The sequence below is a fragment of the Burkholderia sp. Bp8986 genome, assembly GCF_003854225.1.
Classification (GTDB): domain Bacteria; phylum Pseudomonadota; class Gammaproteobacteria; order Burkholderiales; family Burkholderiaceae; genus Burkholderia.
In genome coordinates this window covers 38,530-56,190 of sequence record NZ_QTQM01000030.1, presented here as the reverse complement: position 1 = coordinate 56,190, position 17,661 = coordinate 38,530, and the positions used below count along the sequence as shown (strand labels likewise).

General features: G+C 65.0%; 14 protein-coding genes. 9 read left to right on the top strand and 5 right to left on the bottom strand.

Going from position 1 to position 17,661, the window contains the following annotated elements; genetic code table 11:
• Positions 1-67: 67 nt before the first annotated feature.
• Entirely contained in the window at positions 68-1,426 is a 1,359-nt protein-coding gene (locus DID99_RS24375; protein WP_124667648.1) for a polyhydroxyalkanoate depolymerase, read from the bottom strand.
• 333 nt (positions 1,427-1,759) lie between these two features.
• On the opposite strand from DID99_RS24375, the gene DID99_RS24370 reads away from it, so the two are divergent.
• On the top strand, positions 1,760-2,422 hold the full coding sequence (locus tag DID99_RS24370; protein ID WP_124645981.1) for a glutathione S-transferase family protein: 663 nt from the start codon (positions 1,760-1,762) through the stop codon (positions 2,420-2,422).
• Positions 2,423-2,626: 204 nt separating this feature from the next.
• On the opposite strand, the gene DID99_RS24365 is transcribed toward DID99_RS24370, so the two are convergent.
• From DID99_RS24365 to DID99_RS24355, 3 genes are all read right to left on the bottom strand, one after another.
• Positions 2,627-3,595, bottom strand: a complete 969-nt coding sequence (locus DID99_RS24365) for a hypothetical protein (RefSeq protein ID WP_124645982.1) — start codon at positions 3,593-3,595, stop codon at positions 2,627-2,629.
• A gap of 105 nt (positions 3,596-3,700) precedes the next feature.
• Positions 3,701-5,344, bottom strand: coding sequence for a DUF2334 domain-containing protein (locus DID99_RS24360; protein ID WP_124520336.1), 1,644 nt, complete (start codon positions 5,342-5,344; stop codon positions 3,701-3,703).
• A 12-nt stretch (positions 5,345-5,356) separates the two neighbouring features.
• Entirely contained in the window at positions 5,357-5,662 is a 306-nt protein-coding gene (locus tag DID99_RS24355) for a hypothetical protein (RefSeq protein WP_235879201.1), read from the bottom strand.
• Positions 5,663-6,618: 956 nt separating this feature from the next.
• On the opposite strand from DID99_RS24355, the gene DID99_RS24350 reads away from it, so the two are divergent.
• Entirely contained in the window at positions 6,619-8,577 is a 1,959-nt protein-coding gene (locus tag DID99_RS24350; protein ID WP_124645983.1) for a glycosyl transferase family protein, read from the top strand.
• Positions 8,574-10,268: a bacteriophage N4 adsorption protein A gene (locus DID99_RS24345; RefSeq protein ID WP_124488789.1), complete on the top strand. Its 1,695-nt coding sequence runs from the start codon at positions 8,574-8,576 to the stop codon at positions 10,266-10,268. Before DID99_RS24350 ends, DID99_RS24345 begins: the two co-directional genes overlap by 4 nt.
• 41 nt (positions 10,269-10,309) lie before the next feature.
• On the opposite strand, the gene DID99_RS24340 is transcribed toward DID99_RS24345, so the two are convergent.
• Positions 10,310-11,212, bottom strand: coding sequence for a hypothetical protein (locus tag DID99_RS24340; RefSeq protein WP_260426195.1), 903 nt, complete (start codon positions 11,210-11,212; stop codon positions 10,310-10,312).
• A gap of 173 nt (positions 11,213-11,385) precedes the next feature.
• On the opposite strand from DID99_RS24340, the gene DID99_RS24335 reads away from it, so the two are divergent.
• The 6 genes from DID99_RS24335 to DID99_RS24310 all read left to right on the top strand — a co-directional run bounded on the left by DID99_RS24335 (position 11,386) and on the right by DID99_RS24310 (position 17,559).
• Positions 11,386-11,811, top strand: a complete 426-nt coding sequence (locus DID99_RS24335) for a hypothetical protein (protein WP_124667647.1) — start codon at positions 11,386-11,388, stop codon at positions 11,809-11,811.
• 126 nt (positions 11,812-11,937) lie between these two features.
• Entirely contained in the window at positions 11,938-13,173 is a 1,236-nt protein-coding gene (locus DID99_RS24330; protein WP_124645986.1) for a Crp/Fnr family transcriptional regulator, read from the top strand.
• Positions 13,174-13,195: 22 nt separating this feature from the next.
• Positions 13,196-13,960 (top strand): flagellar motor protein, encoded by a 765-nt coding sequence (locus tag DID99_RS24325; protein ID WP_044847579.1) that lies wholly within the window; start codon positions 13,196-13,198, stop codon positions 13,958-13,960.
• Positions 13,961-13,978: 18 nt separating this feature from the next.
• Positions 13,979-14,656: an OmpA family protein gene (locus tag DID99_RS24320; RefSeq protein WP_124645987.1), complete on the top strand. Its 678-nt coding sequence runs from the start codon at positions 13,979-13,981 to the stop codon at positions 14,654-14,656.
• 149 nt (positions 14,657-14,805) lie between these two features.
• Complete coding sequence (locus tag DID99_RS24315) at positions 14,806-16,668, top strand: methyl-accepting chemotaxis protein (RefSeq protein ID WP_124645988.1); 1,863 nt, start codon at positions 14,806-14,808, stop codon at positions 16,666-16,668.
• A 102-nt stretch (positions 16,669-16,770) separates the two neighbouring features.
• The gene (locus DID99_RS24310; RefSeq protein WP_124667657.1) at positions 16,771-17,559 is read left to right on the top strand and encodes a hypothetical protein; all 789 of its coding nucleotides are present in this window, start codon (positions 16,771-16,773) and stop codon (positions 17,557-17,559) included.
• Positions 17,560-17,661: the final 102 nt, after the last annotated feature.

Here is a 17,661-nt window from a genome sequence, read left to right as displayed (position 1 = left end):
CGTGCGGGCGGGGCGATTCGAGCGCAACGCCGGTGTGCCGCACCGAGCGTTGCCATCCCGCGCGGGCTCAGTGCACGTGATCGGATGGCGCCGCGGCCGCCGTCGCGTCGCGACCGGCCGCGCGCGCGTCGAGCAACGCCCGCAGCGTCACGTAGTGCGCGCCGCTCGCGCTGCCGTCCGTGGCGGCGGTGCGATCGTACGGCTCGTTGTCGTGGATCGTCGCGCGCACGATCGGATAGATCTGCGTTTCCCAGCGGCCGCCGTTGAACACGCCATAATGGCCCGCGCCCGTCTGCACGTGGTGCGTTTTCAGGTACGGCGGCAATCCCGAACACAGCTCCTGCGCGGCCACCGTCTGGCCCACGGCGCAGATGTCGTCCTTCTCGCCCTCGATCGTCAACAGCGCGGTGCGGTGGATCGCGGCCGGTTCCACCAGCCGGTCGCCGACCGTCAGCTCGCCGCGCGCGAGCGCGTATTGCTGGAATACCTTCTCGACCGTCTCCAGGTAGAACTCCGCGGTGAGGTCGGCCGTCGCGAAGTATTCGTCGTAGAAGTGGCGCAGCGTGTCGGCCTTCGCGGGGTCGCCTTTCGCGCGCTCGTAGTACAGGTCGGAAAACGACGCCGCATGGCGGTCGGGATTCATCGACATGAACGCACCGACCTGCACGAAGCCCGGATACACGCAGCGCTGCGCCCCGACGAAGCCGGCCGGCACCACGCTGATCAGGTTGCGCGCGAACCATTCGATCGGCCGGCTCGTGGCGAGTGCGTTGACCTTCGTCGGATTCACGCGGCAGTCGATCGGCCCCGCCATCAACGTCAGGCTCGCGGGTTGGGCGGGATCGCCGGCGGCGGCCATCAGCGCGACCGCCGAAAGCGCGGCGACGGTCGGCTGGCAGATCGCGAGCACGTGCGCATCCGGGCCGATGTGGCGAATGAAATCGATCACGTGCCCGACGTATTCGTCGAAGCCGAAGCGGCCCGCCGCGAGCGGGATGTCGCGCGGGTTGTGCCAGTCGGTGATGTACACGTCGTGATCGGCCAGCATCGTGCTGACCGTGCCGCGCAGCAGCGTCGCGAAATGCCCGGACATCGGCGCGACGATCAGCACGCGAGGCTGGCGCGCCACCGGCCGCGCCTTGCGGAAATGCAGCAGCGTGCCGAACGGCGTGGCCGCCGCGGCTTCCTCGACGATCGGCACCACTTCGCCGTCGACGACGGTCGACGCGATGCCGAACGCCGGACGCCGGTGCGAGAACGCGCAGCATTCGAGCAGTTCGCACAGCGCGTCGACCATGCGGCCCGTCGGGGTCGACGTGGCGGGCGGCCACAGCGACATCGTCGCGCGCGTGGCGGCCGCCCATGCGCGCGCCGGACGCAGGCATTCGGCAGACCATTGGTAGAAGGGATAGGCAAGCAGGTTCATGGCCGTCGTTCGTTGCGTCGCGTTACGTCGAGCGAGGCAAGCCGTATGCCAGCGTGCGGCTGGCACGCGCGTTGCACGCGGTTTGCGAATGCGGCGATACGCGTGGCGACGCGCGCGGCGCCTCATGCGGCGATGCATGCGGCGCGTGGGGCCCGACGACCGAATGCGATGCGCCGCCGTTGCCAACGAGGCTCGGCGTACTCGATGTGTCGCTGCCCCGGGCAGCGCGCTGCGCCACTTCGGCGAATGCTTCGCACAGGCGTGGTGCGCTTCGCACGGCGCGGTGCGTGCTTTCGGTGCAGGGGTACGAACGGCAATCAGCAGGGGAACGACATGGACGTTACCGGACAGACGACGTTGACCATCAGCAGCCGCAATTACTCGTCGTGGTCGATGCGCGGCTGGCTGCTCGCGAAGCTGAGCGGGCTCGCGTTCGAGACGATCAGCGTGCCGATCGATGCGGCATCGCGCGCGGAACTGCTGCTGCTGTCGCCGTCGATTCTCGTGCCGTGCCTGACGCACGACGGCAGCACGGTATGGGACACGCTCGCGATCGCCGAATACCTGAACGAAATCCGGCCGCAGGCGCGGCTGCTGCCCGACGACCGGCGTGCGCGCGCGCATTGCCGGTCGATCTGCGGCGAGATGCATTCCGGTTTCAGTGCGCTGCGCTCCGCGCTGCCGATGAACCTGCGTGCGCATTTTCCCGGCTTCCGGATCTGGTCGCGTGCGCAGCACGACATCGAGCGCATCGTGACGATCTGGCGCACGTGTCTGGCTGCGTATGGCGGCCCCTGGCTGTTCGGCGAGCAGATCGGCATCGCCGATGCGATGTACGCGCCGGTCGTCACGCGATTCCTGACGTACGACGTGAAACTCGAACCCGATATCGCCGAGTACTGCATGCGCATGCTCGCGCATCCGTTCGTGGCGGAGTGGATCGATGCCGCGAAGGCGGAGCACGAAGACATCGACGAACTCGACATGGAGTTCTGACCTGCAACGCACCTTCGCGCGTTCAACCGGATGACCGGCACGTGCATCGAAACGAATCGTCGATGCGGCCGCGCGTGTCCTGCTCGCGCATTGCCCGCGCAGCATCTGTCGGGCATCGCGCCCCGCCGTTTCGGCGGGGCGTTGCTTACCTGTTGCCGGGCACCCTGAGGCTCGCTCCCCGCATTGCAGCACGGCGCAGCAGGATCAGGGACTCGTTTTGGCCGGCTCGGCCGCGGGTGGCTTGGCCGGACGCGTGAGGAGTTCGCGTGTGAGGTTGTCCGACACATAGTGCGGGCCATCGAACAGATAGACTTGATAGCCACGGTAGGTTGTCAGCTGCCTGCTCAATTCGTCGGCGCTGGCCGCCCGGAATCCCCCGTGCTCGGCGGGCCGGAAGGCCTCCGCGATTACCCGCACACGTTGCTTTCCGAGGCGCGAGGTCAGCTCGTCGACATAGGCGCGCGCGACGTAGGGTTCGCGCGCATAGACGCCGCAGCCGTCCTGGAAGAACACCCCGACGTCCGACGGCAGCCACGACACGAGCCAGTCCGCCAGCGCCTTCCCGCCGATATTGGTCTGGTCGTAGACGCTCACCCACAGCGGACGCGGCAGTCGCTTCAGGATATCGGCCAGCTTTGGCGCGTCCTGCCAGGTCGGGTCGATTTCGACCGGGAAGTAGTAGCCGGTGACATTCAGCGGGACGTGCGTGCGCGCTACCGCCAGGGACTGGTCCGCGAGTGTCGACAGATGGGTGCGTGCTCGCTTTTCATCCTGGTAACCGGCGAGGCCCAGGATGACGTTTCTGGCCCAGGGTTCGCGGCCGATGCGCCCCCAGTCGGGAAGGTGTGCCGCGGGACGGATGCCGGCGTCGGGCACGTACGCGGTATCGTCGACGACGCTCCACTGGATCAACAGATCGTGCACGCCGAGCTGTTGCCAGTTCCCGACGGGATTCGTCGTCGCGTTGTCTACCTGCCAGACGATTCCGTCGGCATGCACGTCATGCGCCGTCCAGCTGCACGCGGCCACGGCGAGCGATGCCCCGACGGCCGCGAGCATCGCCGCGCGGGACGAACGCGGCGCGCGCGCGCGCCGGCGTGGCCGGCTTGCGTGCCGGAACCGGCCCAGACGCAGTCGAATCCCGCGCAAGGCCGGGATGGCGTACGTGATCATCGCGGCCTCCCCGGAAGCATTCCTGCGCGACATCGTAGCCGATCACATGCAAACGTGCGACCCGCCTTGCTGCTGCGGGTCGCACGAGGCTTCCACCGGCTCGCGTCACTTGGCCGTCGTGCCGTCCGCCCATGTGTAGCCGAGATTCGTGATGCCCGTCACGATACTCTGGAAGTCCTGGAAGGCGGGCAGTCCGAGATCGGGCTCGAGCCAGTACGGATGGAAGAAGAACGACGCGAAGCCGTCCCGCACCGCCAGACCGTATTGCGCGTTGGTGACGATTTGCTGCCACGTGTACGTGATGCACGAGAACGGGTCTTTACTGCAGATGTTGTATTGAAGGCTGCCCAGGTTCTCCGGAATGATTCGTTGCCCGTAGTAATCGGAGTTGATGATGTACGGGAAGAATTGCCCGGCAGAAAAGTCCTGGTTGGGCGCGCCCGTCCCGATCTGCGGATTGGTCGACGTGTAGTAGACGGCCCGCTGGAACGTGGTCGGGAACGTCTGCGCCGTGGCCGTTGATGCCATCGGCGACATCTGGTACTGCGGCGCAGCCCAGCCGACGATCTTGTAGCCATTGAGCGTGAACTCGAGCAGGCCGTCGGCCATTCTGCCTTTCGCCCATTGCACCGAGTCCTCGTCGACAGGACGATTCTGGACTGCGTACCAGAACTCGAAGTCGCTGCCGCTCACCGCATTCTGAAGATTCGGCGTCGAGTCATACTGATGCGTATAGCCGTGCATCACGATCGAGCCGCCACGCAGGAGCGCGTAGTTCAACCCGCTCTTGAGGCCCGTTGCCTGTGCGAGGTGAATCGTCTCCGGCACGCCGCCGTTGTAATATCCGTTCGGGTCGGTATACAACGGAATGGTCGCCATCGTGAACTTGATCCTCTTCGAGTACAGATAGTCCGACAGCTGCCTCATCGAGCTCGTCGTCGTGAATGCGTCCAGATCCTCGAGGCGGACCAGCGCACGATGATTCACCGGTGCATTGGTCTGCAGGATGTCGTGCAGGATGTCGCATATCACCAGGTAGCGATCCGTCGGGCCGATGTAGGAGAACGGCATGTCCGCGAAGTACCAGAACTTGCCGGAGCGCATGACGTAGGGCGTCGTTGCGCCGCTCTTGCTGTTCTTGATGGTGACGAGCACTTGCGCCTTGGTGGCATCGAGAACCTGGGTCAGGCCGACATCCGGGTCCGCGTTGATGGCGCCGGTCGACGCGTCGAACGCGTAGTACTTGACCATCGCCAGGTTCTTGTACGTGACGGTGTCGTAGAAGCCGGGATTCGGATTGCTCGACGAAGGCGTCGCGTTCATCCCAGCAAGGCCCAGGAAGCTGAATCCGAAGGTCTGGTTGAACGTATAGGCCGTGTTCCACGCGAGCTGCCACAGGTTGTACTTGAACCAGACCACGGTTTTCGTGGCGGTCATCACGTCGCTCATGAACGCCGTCGGAATCGGATTGTTGTAGTAGTCGCCGATATAGAACGTGGCGTCGTGGCTCCCGATCATGCCGGACGTGTAGTTCTGTATCGGTACCAGGTCGACGGTCGTATTGAAGTGGCCGAGCAGGTTCCTCAACATGATGCTGTACATCAGGCCGAGCTTCGAAAACGGGTCGTTGGCCGGGTTGTCGTATAACACGAGCGTATGTGCGGTCGTGGTCTGCGCGTGCGCCGTGCCCGGCAATGTCATTTGCGCGAGTCCGGCAAGCAGGGCTATGACGATCAAGATCTTTTTCATGGCCGTATCTCCCTAGTCGCGTTCGACGTTGCCGCCGTGCTTCTTGACGGAATTTCTGCTGAACTTCGGGCGCCCCGTCTCCTTGTATGCCTTGTCCCAATCCTCATCGGACATGCCGGGTTTCACGTTGACTTGGGCAGAGCCGTTTGGCAATGGCGGGGGCTTGATCTTGCCGCCGGACGACTGGTTCGTCTGCTGCGCACTCGCATGCTGAACCGCGCTGGTGATGACGAGCGCGGGACTCAATGCAAGGAGTAGCCCAACGGTGCTCAACCCGATTCGAAAAAATCGATTGCGATGCGAGGGCATGATTTTCATCCTTTGATATGCAAATTGGATTCTCGTTAACGAAACGAGCACGCCCCATTGCCCGATTTAGAATCGGGTGTTATGTCGTTATTTTTTGCGTTTAATACCCCGGTTAATGAAACGAAACCGGACAGTTGGCTTTCAAGCTAGTTCTGTACCATCCGCCGCAAATGGACACCGGGCCGGGACGCCAAAATCGGCGCGTCGAGACGGTCCGAAATTGTCTCGATAAACGTTTCACGCATGCAACGCGACCGGTTTCGGAAATTGGGTCCGACGAACGCGTAACGTCTGTTTGAGCGATTCAGGTGAAACCGGTTGCGTGTTTCGTTCCGCCCACGGCAACGCGGCAACCGAGCCGGCGGCGCATCCATCCAACGGCGACCGGGGCACCGGATTTTCGGTTTCATCGTCGATCCGTCCGTCCAGGATCGACGGAATCGCGTGACGCGCTCCGGTCGCGATGATCGGGGGCGCGGGTAGAGAACCTGCCAAACGTCTCATATTCGGAACGCCGGTCCGCATGTTTCAGCACTGAAACATTTGGCTCGGTTTCGATTCGCCGATCGTGTGCGGCACACGCCCGGTACCCGGAAGGCGCAAGGGTGGTGGACGATGGCGCACGACTTGCTTGAAGCGCTGTGTATCGAAAAGACGGTGTATGGGGCGCACTGCGTAGCGCTGGATCGGGGGGGCGCTGCAAGCGCCGGCGCACGCAGGGACGAACGCAAGCAAGCGGGGAAACCGGCTGTCAAAAGTCATCCACTGAACACGTTGCATTTTTGGTGATGTTGCGTGGTCGTATCAATAGCGCTCCAGGCAGCCTCGAGTCTTTTGAGAACGACGAGAACGGATGCGGCGTTAGCCGCAGGAGTGGACGTGACGGGGTCGACGGGGACGGGGCGGTTTCGTCTTCCGTTCGTACGAAGGAAGAAATACAGACGGACGAAAATCGCGGAAAGGTAATGGATAATATGATATGGAGTGCGTATTTATATGCACTCAACCTTGTCGCCATTGTGACCGCCCTCGTCATCCTGGTCAGCACGCTGGATGACCTGACGCTGGATGGCTGTTACTGGTCATTCGAAATCGGGCGCATCCTGCGTCGCGAGAAATCGCAGACCGTCGACATCGGCATGCTGCGCGCGCTGGAAGAGCGCCATCTGGCACTCATGGTGCCGGCATGGAAAGAGTACGACGTGATCGCCAAGATGATCGAAAACACGCTGGCGACCATCGAGTACGAGCGGTATGTCATCTTCGTCGGCACCTATCACAACGACGCCGAAACCACGGCGGAAGTCGAACGGATGGTCCGCCGGTATCCGGGCAGGGTGACGCGTGCCACGGTCATGAACGACGGGCCGACCTGCAAGGCGGACTGCCTCAACTGGATTCTCGAGGCGATCCTGCGTTACGAAGCGGTCCATCATATTCAGTTCGCGGGCGTCGTCATGCACGACTGCGAAGATGTCATTCATCCGGTCGAACTCAAGTACCTCAACCATGCGGTGGCGGAGAGCGATCTGGTCCAGCTTCCGGTGCTGTCGTTGCCCCGGAAATGGAACGAGTTCGTCGCCGGCTGCTATCTCGACGATTTCAGCGAAACGCACCAGAAGGACGTGCCGGTGCGGGCACGCTTGACCGGTATCGTCCCGGGCGCGGGTGTTGCGTCGTGCTACAGCCGGCGTGCGATCGAAGCCGCGATGAAGGCGCGCGACGGCGGCCCGTTCAACACGCGTTCGCTGACCGAGGACTATGACTTCAGCTTCCGGTTGAGAGACCTCGGCATGAAGGAAACCTTCGCCCGCACGCCGCTTTCGGACATCGTGCGCGATGCCGGCGGCAAGCGCGCAAAGGACGGTGCCGCCGGTCGAAACCTGCTGGCCACGCGCGAGTACTTTCCCAAGACATTCCGCACCGCCTACCGGCAGCGCGCGCGCTGGATTCTCGGCATCGCGTTTCAAGGCTGGGAGCAACTCGGCTGGAAGGGCGACTTCCTCACCCGCTACATGTTCTTCCACGATCGCAAGGGCATCGTGACGTCGCTGTTTTCGGTGATTGCCTATGGCGTGCTGCTCAACTTCGTGTTGCTTTCCGCGCTTCAGAAAGCCGGTCACGTCATTCCCGCCAGCGCTCAACTCGTGACGGCCGGTGCCTGGGTCACGCCGCTGCTGTGGGTCAACACCCTCATGCTGTTCGCCCGTGCCGGACAGCGTTTCTACTTCGTCAGCAAGCTGAACGGCCTGCTCCAGGGGCTGCTCTCGATCCCGAGGATGTTCGTCAACAACCTGATCAATTTCTGCGCGGTGAGTCGCGCGTGGCGCATCTATGTCGGCCACCTGGTGAGCGGCAGGCCAATCGCATGGGACAAGACCAGTCACACATACCTGTCCAACGAGGAACTCGGGAAGGCGCGCCGCAAGATCGGCGAGATCCTGGTCGGCTGGGGCGTGGTTTCCCCGGCGCAACTGGAGGACGGCCTCGAGCGGCAACTGACATGCGGCAAGCGGCTGGGTGAACTGTTGCTCGAAGGCAGTGCGTTGTCCACCGAATCGCTGGCGGATGCGATCGCCGAGCAGGCGGATCTGCCGCGGGTGAGCCTGGGCAACGTCGCGGTGGGCCACTTCGCGGACTCGCTGGCATTCGAGCTGCAGTACGCGTATCGTGCCGTTCCGTTTTCGACCGCCGCCGACGGGACGCTGAACGTCGCGGTCGGGCGGCCGCTCACGCAGGACGAACAGGACGTCGTGCGGCGCGGCGCCCGAACGAACGTCGCCTATTTCATTGCCTGCGATGCGGAGATCGCCGCCGAACTCGGCCGGCATTCGCGCTTCGTCGAAATCGCGCGGCTGCGCGACGGCGACGGCGCGACGCAGCAGGCAGTGCCGGTGAAAAAGCCGTCGGGAGAACAGGCATGAAGCGCTCGACACGTCCGATCGCGGCCGGCCTCAAGCGCTGCGCACGCTTGAGCGCGCTGGCCATTGCCCTGTCGCTCGCCTGGCAGGCGCCGGCATCCGCCGCCCAGCAGCTCAACCCCAAAGCCTATCGGCTCGCCGATGGCGCCTACAAGGCGATCAACGCAGGCGACCTGCCCCGCGCGGAAGCGTACGCGTTGCGCGCCCTCAAGATTCAGCCGGGAAGCGAGCAACTCGGGCTGTTGCTCGTGGATGTGTACCGGCGCGAAGGGAAAGTCGACGAAGCGGACGCGCTGCTGGAATCGCTGAGCGTTCGTTTTCCGAAAAGTGCGGCGGTACTGGCGCAGCATGGCTATCTGGCGCAGCGGCAGATGCGCTACGACGTCGCGTGCAGCAATTTCGCGGCGGCCGTCGCGACTGGAAACTGGAGCAAGGAGCAGCAGCGCAACTTGCGCCTCGCGTGGTCGGACAGTGCGCTCGCGGCGAAGCGTCCGCACGAGGCCGGCGTCGCGCTGGCGCCGCTGGCTGATGAAAAATCGGCCGTGATTCAGTTGCGTATCGCGCAGATGAGCTTGCAGGCGGGCGACCACGACAGCGCGCTCCGCGTGGCCGAGCTGGCGGCCGGCGACGCATCGACCGATGCCGAGCGGAGCATGGCCGCGTCGATCGCGGCACAGGCGCGGCAAGCCGATCAGCAGCCCGAGGTGCCGGTGGACGATACCGCGCAACGGACCTTGCAGCACGCCTATGATCTCCTGCGCGAGCACAAGGATCGCGAGGCGCTCGACGCATTTCAGGAAGGTTTCGCCGGTGGCGCCGGCAACGCGATGAACTACGCGGACGCCGGCTATGCGGCCAAGCGGATCGGATTGAACGAGCAGTCCGTCCAGATGTTCGAGCAGAGTCTCGACGCCGACGAAAACGAACATGCGTTCGACGCGCAGCGCAAGTTCGGCTATCGGCGGGAGGTCGAGCAACTCGAGCGCACCTGGGGTTTCGTGCTGAGTGCGCCATACCAGTCGGCCGCATTCGGCCCGCAAGGCACGATCAGCGTGCTCCAGCCGGGTATCGAGGCGTATTGGCAGCCGCCGAAGATCGGCTATCGGAACGGCCGCATTCTTCAGTTCTTCGTGCGGGGATACGGCACGGCCTACGACGGCACGGGCAACGTGACCGGCATGCCGACCGTGCAGGGGTCGGTGGGCGTGCGCTACAAGCCGATACCCGATCAGAACGTGGTGGTGACCGCCGAGCGGTTGTTCCATATCGGCAGCCTGTCGATGACGGACTGGCTGATGCGCCTGGGTTACTCGTCGGAGGCGGGCACCGACCTGCGGGTCACCGAACCGAGCTGGCGCAGCTGGCAGGCCTATGTAGAAGGTGCGTACTTCATCAATGCCGGGCGTTACATCATCTATTCGGAGTTGCGTTACGGGCACACGTGGCGCTTGCCGATGATCAGCGACCGGCTGACCGTCTACCCGCACGCCGCGGTGGCGGGCGATCACGACAACCGTCAGCCTGACAAGACGGCAATCGGTGCGGGGCCAGGGGTTCAGTTCAGGTACTGGTTTCGCGAAGGCAGGTATACCGCGCCGGCGAGCTATCTCGACGTGACGGTGCAATACCGGTTCGGGTTGACGTCAGCGGCACGCGCACGTGGTCTCGTGGTACGCGCGACATTGTGGTTCTGAGCAACTGCGCTGACGATCAGGCGACTCGATGGTGAGGCCGATCAGCTGGGCGACTTGAGCGTGATGATCGTTTGACGCAGCAGCTGGAAGTACGAGCTAGTCGAATACGGAAGCATCTGCTCGACGTAGTTCCACCAGAAGAATCCGCCGATGAAACGCGGATCGGTCATGCTGTTGACCATCGGGTAGTAGGTCTTGATCAGGTTCTGCTGCACCGACGCCGGCGCCGCGATATCCGACGTGCCGATTTCGCCGAAGCCGACCTTCGCGTTCGGGAAGATGCTTTCCAGCGCCGCGAAGTCGTTTTTCCACGACGGATTCAGCCCCGGGCAATCCTGGTACGGGTAGTAGCTGAACAGCGCGTAGTCGGCCTGCTGGCGAACCGTTGCGGGCAGGAACGCGGTCGGCCACGTCTTCCAGTAATCCTGCGGCTTCTCCCAGCAGTTGTTGCCCTTGCTGTCGTCGTTGTAGTACAGCGTGATCGCGGTCTTGCCGCCGTTCGATTTGACGATCGTGTTGGCCGCGGCGACCATCTGGCCGATCTGCTGTTCTTCCGCATTGACCACGGTGTTCGTGCCGCTCGGATCGTTGCGCAACCATTCGCCGTTGATTTCGTTGGCGATTTCCCACACGTCGACCGTGTTCTTCAGCTGCGACACCAGTTCCTGCGTGCGCGCCTTGTACGTCGTGATATCCGTCGGGAAATAGTACGAATCGTAGACTTCGCCCATCACGTATGCGACCGAGTGCAGGCGCAGCAGCGGTGCGTAGTAGTCGGCGGCCGACGTGCCCGGATCGAACACGACGCGCACCGTCGGTCGGTACGGCAGGTTCTGCAGCGACGCGATGATCGCATCCAGTTTCGTCAGGTCATCGAGCGTGACGCCGTAGACCGGATTCTTCAGCGGTTCGACCTGGGCGTTGGCGGTTTGGGACAAGGGCATCAGCCCGGCATAAGCAACGCATGCGGCAATGGCCGTGCGTGAGATGGTTTTCGTCAGTTTAATCAAAACTTCGGTTCCGTCCTAAGGTAAGAAGAAGCGCGATTTTAGACGAAAATAAAAGGTAATTATCGGACGATATGCGCAATAAGGGGGCGGATGCTGCGGAATGGAAATTGCTGCGCGGCTGGCTGGCGATCAAAAACGCAGCATCCCGAAACGTTCGCAAGCGGGCATCGGGACGACCGGCGGACGGCGAATCTCCTGACGACCGGGCGTGGTGGCGCATTCGGGTATACGCGCTGCGATTCGGCTTCGGCTTCGCGGTCGCCTTCGACATCGGCTTCGGCTTCGGCTTCGGCATCGACTTCGACTTCGACTTCGACTTCGACATCGGCTTCGACATCGACATCGACATCGACATCGACATCGACATCGACTTCGCCATCGTCAACACTGCCGTGCTCACGATCGGCCGCATCGTTCGCGATGGCCAGGCGGTGATCCGCTCACGGGCGGTGCCGCACGCAAGCGCACGCATCGAAGAATCTGCTGACGATGCTGGCAATCCGCAAACGTTTCACGTTGATTTTCGTCGGTAACGCGCAGGATTTCGCTAAAGGATGCCGGCGCCGATGACGTTAAACGGGCACGGGGATGACTGCCGATCGCATGCATGTGACATGCGACGCGCAGTCCGCAACAACCAGCGCTGCAGGGGAACCAACATGAATCGTCAGCAATCGTGGACGCGTACGGCCGCGCCCGGCGAGATCATCTACTCGGAGGGCTTCGCCGGCGAGCCCGTCATCTTTCTGATCGCCGACGGCAAGGTCGAGCTGTCGACGCGCTGCGACGACAAGCGCGTCGTCGTCGCGACGCTCGGGCGCGGCGAGTTCTTCGGCGAATCGGCGCTGCTCGCCGCCGAGCCGCGCGCGCATACCGCGAAGGCGCTGTCGTTCTGCCAGCTCACGGTCGTGCCGGCCGCGACGATCGACGAGGAAATCGAGCACGTGTCGGCGCTGCTTCGCCACATCGTGCGCACGATGATCCGGCGCGTGAAGCGCAAGGACGACCAGCTCGCGACCTATACGCATGCCGACTTCATGCCGGGCGTGCTGTCGTATGCGCACGTGCTGTCGCTGATGGCGGGCGCCGACGCGCGCGGCTCCGATGACGCGTGGTCGCGGCGGCCGATGCAGGCACATGCGGAGGTGTCGGTGCCGCTCGCGGAGGTGATCCGCCGGTGCCGCGCGATTGCCGGCCATTCGCGCCCGCACGTGCTTGCGATGCTGCGCCGCATGGAGAAGCTCAATCTCGTCACGATCGAAGCCGCGCAGGGCGACCATGCCGGCGGCGCGGCCGATTACCCGGCGTCGTCGGATGCGCGCCAGACCGTCACGTTCGATGCTGCGCGCGTGGTCGATCGCGCGCAGCAGGTTGCCGATCACGATCTCGACGTGTCGATCAACAGCGAGCTGGAGCTGATCGAGCTCGCCGATCTCGAAGCGCTGATCGGCGTCGACCGGAAGCTGCTGCTCAACAAGCTGTCGCACGGCGAGATCGCCGACGAGGTGTTCGCGTTCCGCAAGTCGAAGGTGCTCGGTTACGTCGGGCAGAAAGGCGTCGCGTATTTCTCGCGGCGCAGCCCGCGCGCCGGCGGCGACGTGCGCGCGCTCGAGGATCTCGTGGGGGTCGACCAGCGCACGCTGTTCGACGTGATCAGCGCATTCGATACGTACGATCTCGCGAAGCTGATCGCGAGCCTCGACGATCGCGCGGTGGCCGACAAGCTGTTCTCGGTGATGACGGAAGCGCGGCGCAACGAGGTGTCGTGGGTGATGCGCCGCGAGCTCAAGCTCGACCCGATCGAGATCGAGGAGATCGAGCGGCGCGTGCTCGATGCCGTGCGCGCGGCCAAGGCGCCGGCGGCGTCCGTGCCGCCGGCTACATCCGCCGCGTAACGCCCACCCGACGGAGACATCCATGGACCTGTTGACCCTGGCCGGCGTGCTGCTCGGCGGCGTGGCGATCGTGTTCGGCTTCGCGCTGGAAGGCGGACATTTTTCAATGTTGTTCCAGTTCGAAGCGCTCGTGATCGTGCTCGGCGGCACGCTCGGCGCGGTGATGATCCAGAATACGTGGGCGCGCTTCTTCGATGCGGTGAAGCAGCTGCGGCTCGCGTTCGTGCGCGCGCAGGAAGTCGACCGCAAGCACCTGACCGACCTGCTGGAGTGGGGCGATCGCGCGAAGCTCGACGGGCTGCTCGCCTTCGAATCGATGGACGTGAGCGGCATCCATCCGTTCGCGCGGCGCGGGCTCGAACTGCTCGCGAACGGCGTGTCGACGGCGGTGCTCGAGGACGCGCTGCAGCGCGAGCTCGACGCCTACGAGCGCAGCCGCCTCGCGGCCGCGCGCGTCTGGCACCAGGCCGGCGGCTATGCGCCGACGTTCGGCATTCTCGGCTCGGTGCTCGGGCTGGTGCAGGTGACGAGCCACATTCTCGAACCGGCGCAGCTCGGGCCGGGCATCGCGGTCGCGTTCATCGCGACGCTCTACGGCCTCGCGTTCGCGAACCTCGTGTTCCTGCCGCTCTACGGCAAGCTGCGCGCGCAGATCGACAGCGAGCTGCGGTTCCGCAAGCTGTATCTCGACGGCTTGCTCGCGATCTCGCGCAAGGAGTCGCCTCACACGATCGAGACGCGGCTGACCGGCGACGTGCGCGGCCGCGCGGCGGAGTCGCTCGCATGACGCACCGGGAGCTTCGACATGACGGCTCGAACTGACGGCGCGCGTGCGGGTTCAGCCGCGGCCGGGCGCGACGACGATGAGGCCGAAGGCACGCAGTCCGGGCGCTGGCTGATTTCCTACGCGGATCTCGTCACGACGCTGATGGTGCTGTTTCTCGCGCTGTACGTGCTGCAGCTCGCGAAATACAACGCGCTCGATGCGCGTTATCAGACGCTTGCGCGGCATGACGGCGGGACGGCAAGCGCGCCCGACGCAGCGACCGGGCGCATGCCCGCGTGGCTCGCATCGCTCGACGCGCTGAAGGCGGCCGGCCACATCTCGCTCGTGCGCGCGCCGCACGGCATCGAGATCGGCATCGACGCGAAGATCCTGTTCAACGTCGGCGATGCGCGCTTGCTGCCCGACGCGACACCGGTGCTGAGCCAGATCGCGCAGGCGCTGAGCGCGCATGCGAGCGGCGACATCCTCGTCGAAGGGCATACCGACAGCGTGCCGATCGCGAACGCGAAATACGAGTCGAACTGGGAGCTGTCGTCCGCGCGGGCGGGCAGCGTCGTGCGCTATCTGGCCGATCGCGGCGTCGCGCCGCACCGGCTCGCCGCGATCGGGCGGGCCGATACGCAGCCGCTCGTCGCGGGCGACGATGCGGCCGCGCGGGCGCGCAACCGGCGGGTGACGATCTTCGTCGCGTATTGAACGCGCGAATCTCGACGGGTGCGCGACGGCCGCCCGTCGACGACATATCGGATCTCGGATGACGAACATGTGAACCCGGCGATGCGATTCCGCGCGTGCCTGCCGATAACCCAGGCTGGCTCAGACCGAGCGGTTATCGAGGGTTCCCCATGCATTTCTGGCGCAAGCTGTCCATTCAGAACAAGCTGATTCTCAGCATGACGAGTTGCCTGCTCGTGTTCGTCGCGATTTCGAGCGGGTTGAGCGTCCGTCTGATCGGCAACGCCGTGCGCGATCGCGTCGTCCGCGAGGAGCTGCCGACGGCCGTGAGCGGCATCCGCGCCGACGTGCAGCGGCAGATGGCCGGGCCGATTGCCGCGTCGCGCCTCCTTGCGCGCGATGCGTTCCTGCTGCAATGGGAGGCCGACGGCGAGCCCGATGCCGGCACGCGCAGCTGGATTCAGCTCGCGAAGAACGTGAAGGACGAGCAGAAGGCGGCGTCCGTGCAGTGGGTGTCGGTGAAGAGCGGCAACTACTACAACGAAGCCGGCCTGCAGCGGAAGGTCACCGACAAGGATCGGTGGCTGACGGATTTCCTCGCGTCGGGCAAGGCCTACGAGGTGAACATGGACCGCGAGGTCACGGCCGGCGGCTACATGATGTTCATCAACAGCCGGGTGGAGCTCGACGGCGCGCCGATCGGCGCGGCCGGCATGAGCCTGTCCGTCGACGCGCTCGCGAAGGGGATCGCCGCATACCGGATCGGCGACACCGGGTTTGCGTACCTCGTGCGGCCGGACGGCGCGATCATGATGCATCGCGATGCGTCGCTGATCGACGGCAAGCACTTCCTGAAGGACGAACCGGACCTGCCCGGCGACGCATCGTCGACGCTGCTGGCCGGCAAGCCGTATGCGACGCTGAGCTACGACGGCGACGGCGGTGCGCGCTTCATCGCGACATCGTTCGTTCCGGAGCTGAATGCGTACGTGGTCGTCGAAGTGCCGCAGGCCGAACTGCTCGGGCCGGTGACGCGTGCGATTCGCAGTGCGGCGCTCGTCGCCGCGATCGCGGGCCTCGGCGTCGCGCTGGTCGTGATCTGGCTGGTCGGGCGTGCGATCGCCGCGCCGATCCGCCGCGCGGCGACGCTGCTGTCGGACATCGCGAGCGGCCAGGGCGACCTGACGCGCCGGATGACGGTCGAAAGCCAGGACGAGATCGGCCAGCTGTCGGACGCGTTCAACCGTTTCGTGTCGTCGTTGTCGACGCTCGTCCACCGGATCCGCGCGGCGTCCGCGTCGATTGCGACCGGGTCCGCGCAGATCGCGTCGGGCAATGCCGACCTCAGCGAACGCACCGAAGGGCAGTCGGGCAACCTCGAGCGGACGGCTTCGTCGATGGAGGAAATCACGGCGGTTGTGCGCAACAACACCGAAACCGCGACGACGGCCGCGCAGCTGATCACCGGCGCCGCCGACACGGCGACGCGCGGCGGGCAGGTCGTGGGCGAAGTCGTGACCACGATGGAGCAGATCAGCGATGCGTCGCGGCGGATCGCCGAGATCATCGTGATGATCGACGGCATCTCGTTCCAGACCAACATCCTCGCGCTGAATGCGGCGGTCGAGGCCGCCCGCGCCGGCGAGCAGGGGCGCGGGTTCGCGGTCGTCGCGGCGGAAGTGCGGAACCTCGCGCAGCGCAGCGCGCAGGCGGCGAAGGAGATCAAGGCGCTGATCGAGCACAGTGCGGGGACGGTGAGCACCGGGTCGCGGCTCGTCGGCGAGGCCGGGAAGGTGATGCGCGATGTCGTGTCGCAGGTGCGGGGCGTCAGCGCGATGATGAGCGAGATCGCCGAGGCGAGCCTGGAGCAGAGCGCGGGCATCGACCAGATCGGCGATGCGGTGCAGTCGCTCGATCAGATGACGCAGCAGAACGCGGCGCTGGTCGAGGAAAGCGCCGCGGCCGCGGAGAGCCTGAAGCAGCAGGCGGCGGATCTGACGCGCCTGGTATCGGCGTTCAAGGTAGATGAATAGCGTCCGCGCGACGTTAGAATGAACGCGTTTCTGGGGGACGGCTGCCGTGGGGATACGGTAGCCGTTTTCGCTGTCAGCGCGGGAATCGGTGACGTCATAAAAATGAAGCGCATTTCAAGACTGAAGATCGGGGTGGGGGCGGTGGCGGTCGCGGCGGTGCTCGCCGCGGTCGGGGCGAAGGTGATCGCATCGCCGGCGGATGCGTATCTTGCCTATCGGAAGCAGGCCGCGGCGGCCGTGGCGGCGGCCCGGATGGAGGATCGGGCGGGCCTCGACCGGCAGTACACGGCCGACGTGAACGCGCGGCTCGCCAAACTAATTGGCACGGTCAGGGCGAGAGGGTTCGTCGCGCAGGCCGAGGGCACGGTGCAGAGCGTTGGCCCCGTCGACGGGATGCCGCCGGGGCCGGACGGGTTGTCCTTCAAGTCGGACGACGGCAAGACGCATCTCGTCGTGACGACCGTTCCGCTGCTGAAGGCCTGGGCGAGCACGGCGGACGCCGGCATCAAGCCGACCGACGACGTCGCCGCGATGTTCGGCAACGAAACGCTTTACACGCACGTATTCAGCGACGACGCCGCCGCGTTTCGCTTCGCCGAGTTGCCCGTCAAGCGGCAGCCGGCCGACGGCGTGGTGAAGGCGTGGCTGCTGGGCGAGAGCCAGGACGGCGTGCCGGACGGGCCGAACACGCTGGCCGTGTCGGTCCGGCAGGGCCAACGCGTCTATATCCTGTGGCGCGGCGTGACGCTGCGCCCGATCGCGGCGTGCGGCGCGGCGCGCGTGCCCGAGAACGGGCGGCAGGCGTGTTTCGCCAGGCAGGTGGGGACCCAGCGGATTTATCCGCGGCTGGTCGCGCAGGCGCAATCGATGGCCGATGCCGTGGTCCGATAGCGGGATAGCGGGCGGCAGACACGGGTCGCAGCCGTCGCTCGCACGGCGCGATTCGACGGCGCTGGATGGAGGTTCGCGTCCGACGAATGACGGTCGGCGACA

Coding starts and splice junctions, on each gene's coding strand:
- DID99_RS24315 (WP_124645988.1), top strand. CDS start 14,806: ATGCATTTCTGGCGCAAGCTGTCCATTCAGAACAAGCTGATTCTCAGC.
- DID99_RS24330 (WP_124645986.1), top strand. CDS start 11,938: ATGAATCGTCAGCAATCGTGGACGCGTACGGCCGCGCCCGGCGAGATC.
- DID99_RS24375 (WP_124667648.1), bottom strand. CDS start 1,426: ATGAACCTGCTTGCCTATCCCTTCTACCAATGGTCTGCCGAATGCCTG.
- DID99_RS24360 (WP_124520336.1), bottom strand. CDS start 5,344: ATGAAAAAGATCTTGATCGTCATAGCCCTGCTTGCCGGACTCGCGCAA.
- DID99_RS24365 (WP_124645982.1), bottom strand. CDS start 3,595: ATGATCACGTACGCCATCCCGGCCTTGCGCGGGATTCGACTGCGTCTG.
- DID99_RS24320 (WP_124645987.1), top strand. CDS start 13,979: ATGACGGCTCGAACTGACGGCGCGCGTGCGGGTTCAGCCGCGGCCGGG.
- DID99_RS24345 (WP_124488789.1), top strand. CDS start 8,574: ATGAAGCGCTCGACACGTCCGATCGCGGCCGGCCTCAAGCGCTGCGCA.
- DID99_RS24355 (WP_235879201.1), bottom strand. CDS start 5,662: ATGAAAATCATGCCCTCGCATCGCAATCGATTTTTTCGAATCGGGTTG.
- DID99_RS24340 (WP_260426195.1), bottom strand. CDS start 11,212: ATGCCCTTGTCCCAAACCGCCAACGCCCAGGTCGAACCGCTGAAGAAT.
- DID99_RS24350 (WP_124645983.1), top strand. CDS start 6,619: ATGGATAATATGATATGGAGTGCGTATTTATATGCACTCAACCTTGTC.
- DID99_RS24370 (WP_124645981.1), top strand. CDS start 1,760: ATGGACGTTACCGGACAGACGACGTTGACCATCAGCAGCCGCAATTAC.
- DID99_RS24325 (WP_044847579.1), top strand. CDS start 13,196: ATGGACCTGTTGACCCTGGCCGGCGTGCTGCTCGGCGGCGTGGCGATC.
- DID99_RS24310 (WP_124667657.1), top strand. CDS start 16,771: ATGAAGCGCATTTCAAGACTGAAGATCGGGGTGGGGGCGGTGGCGGTC.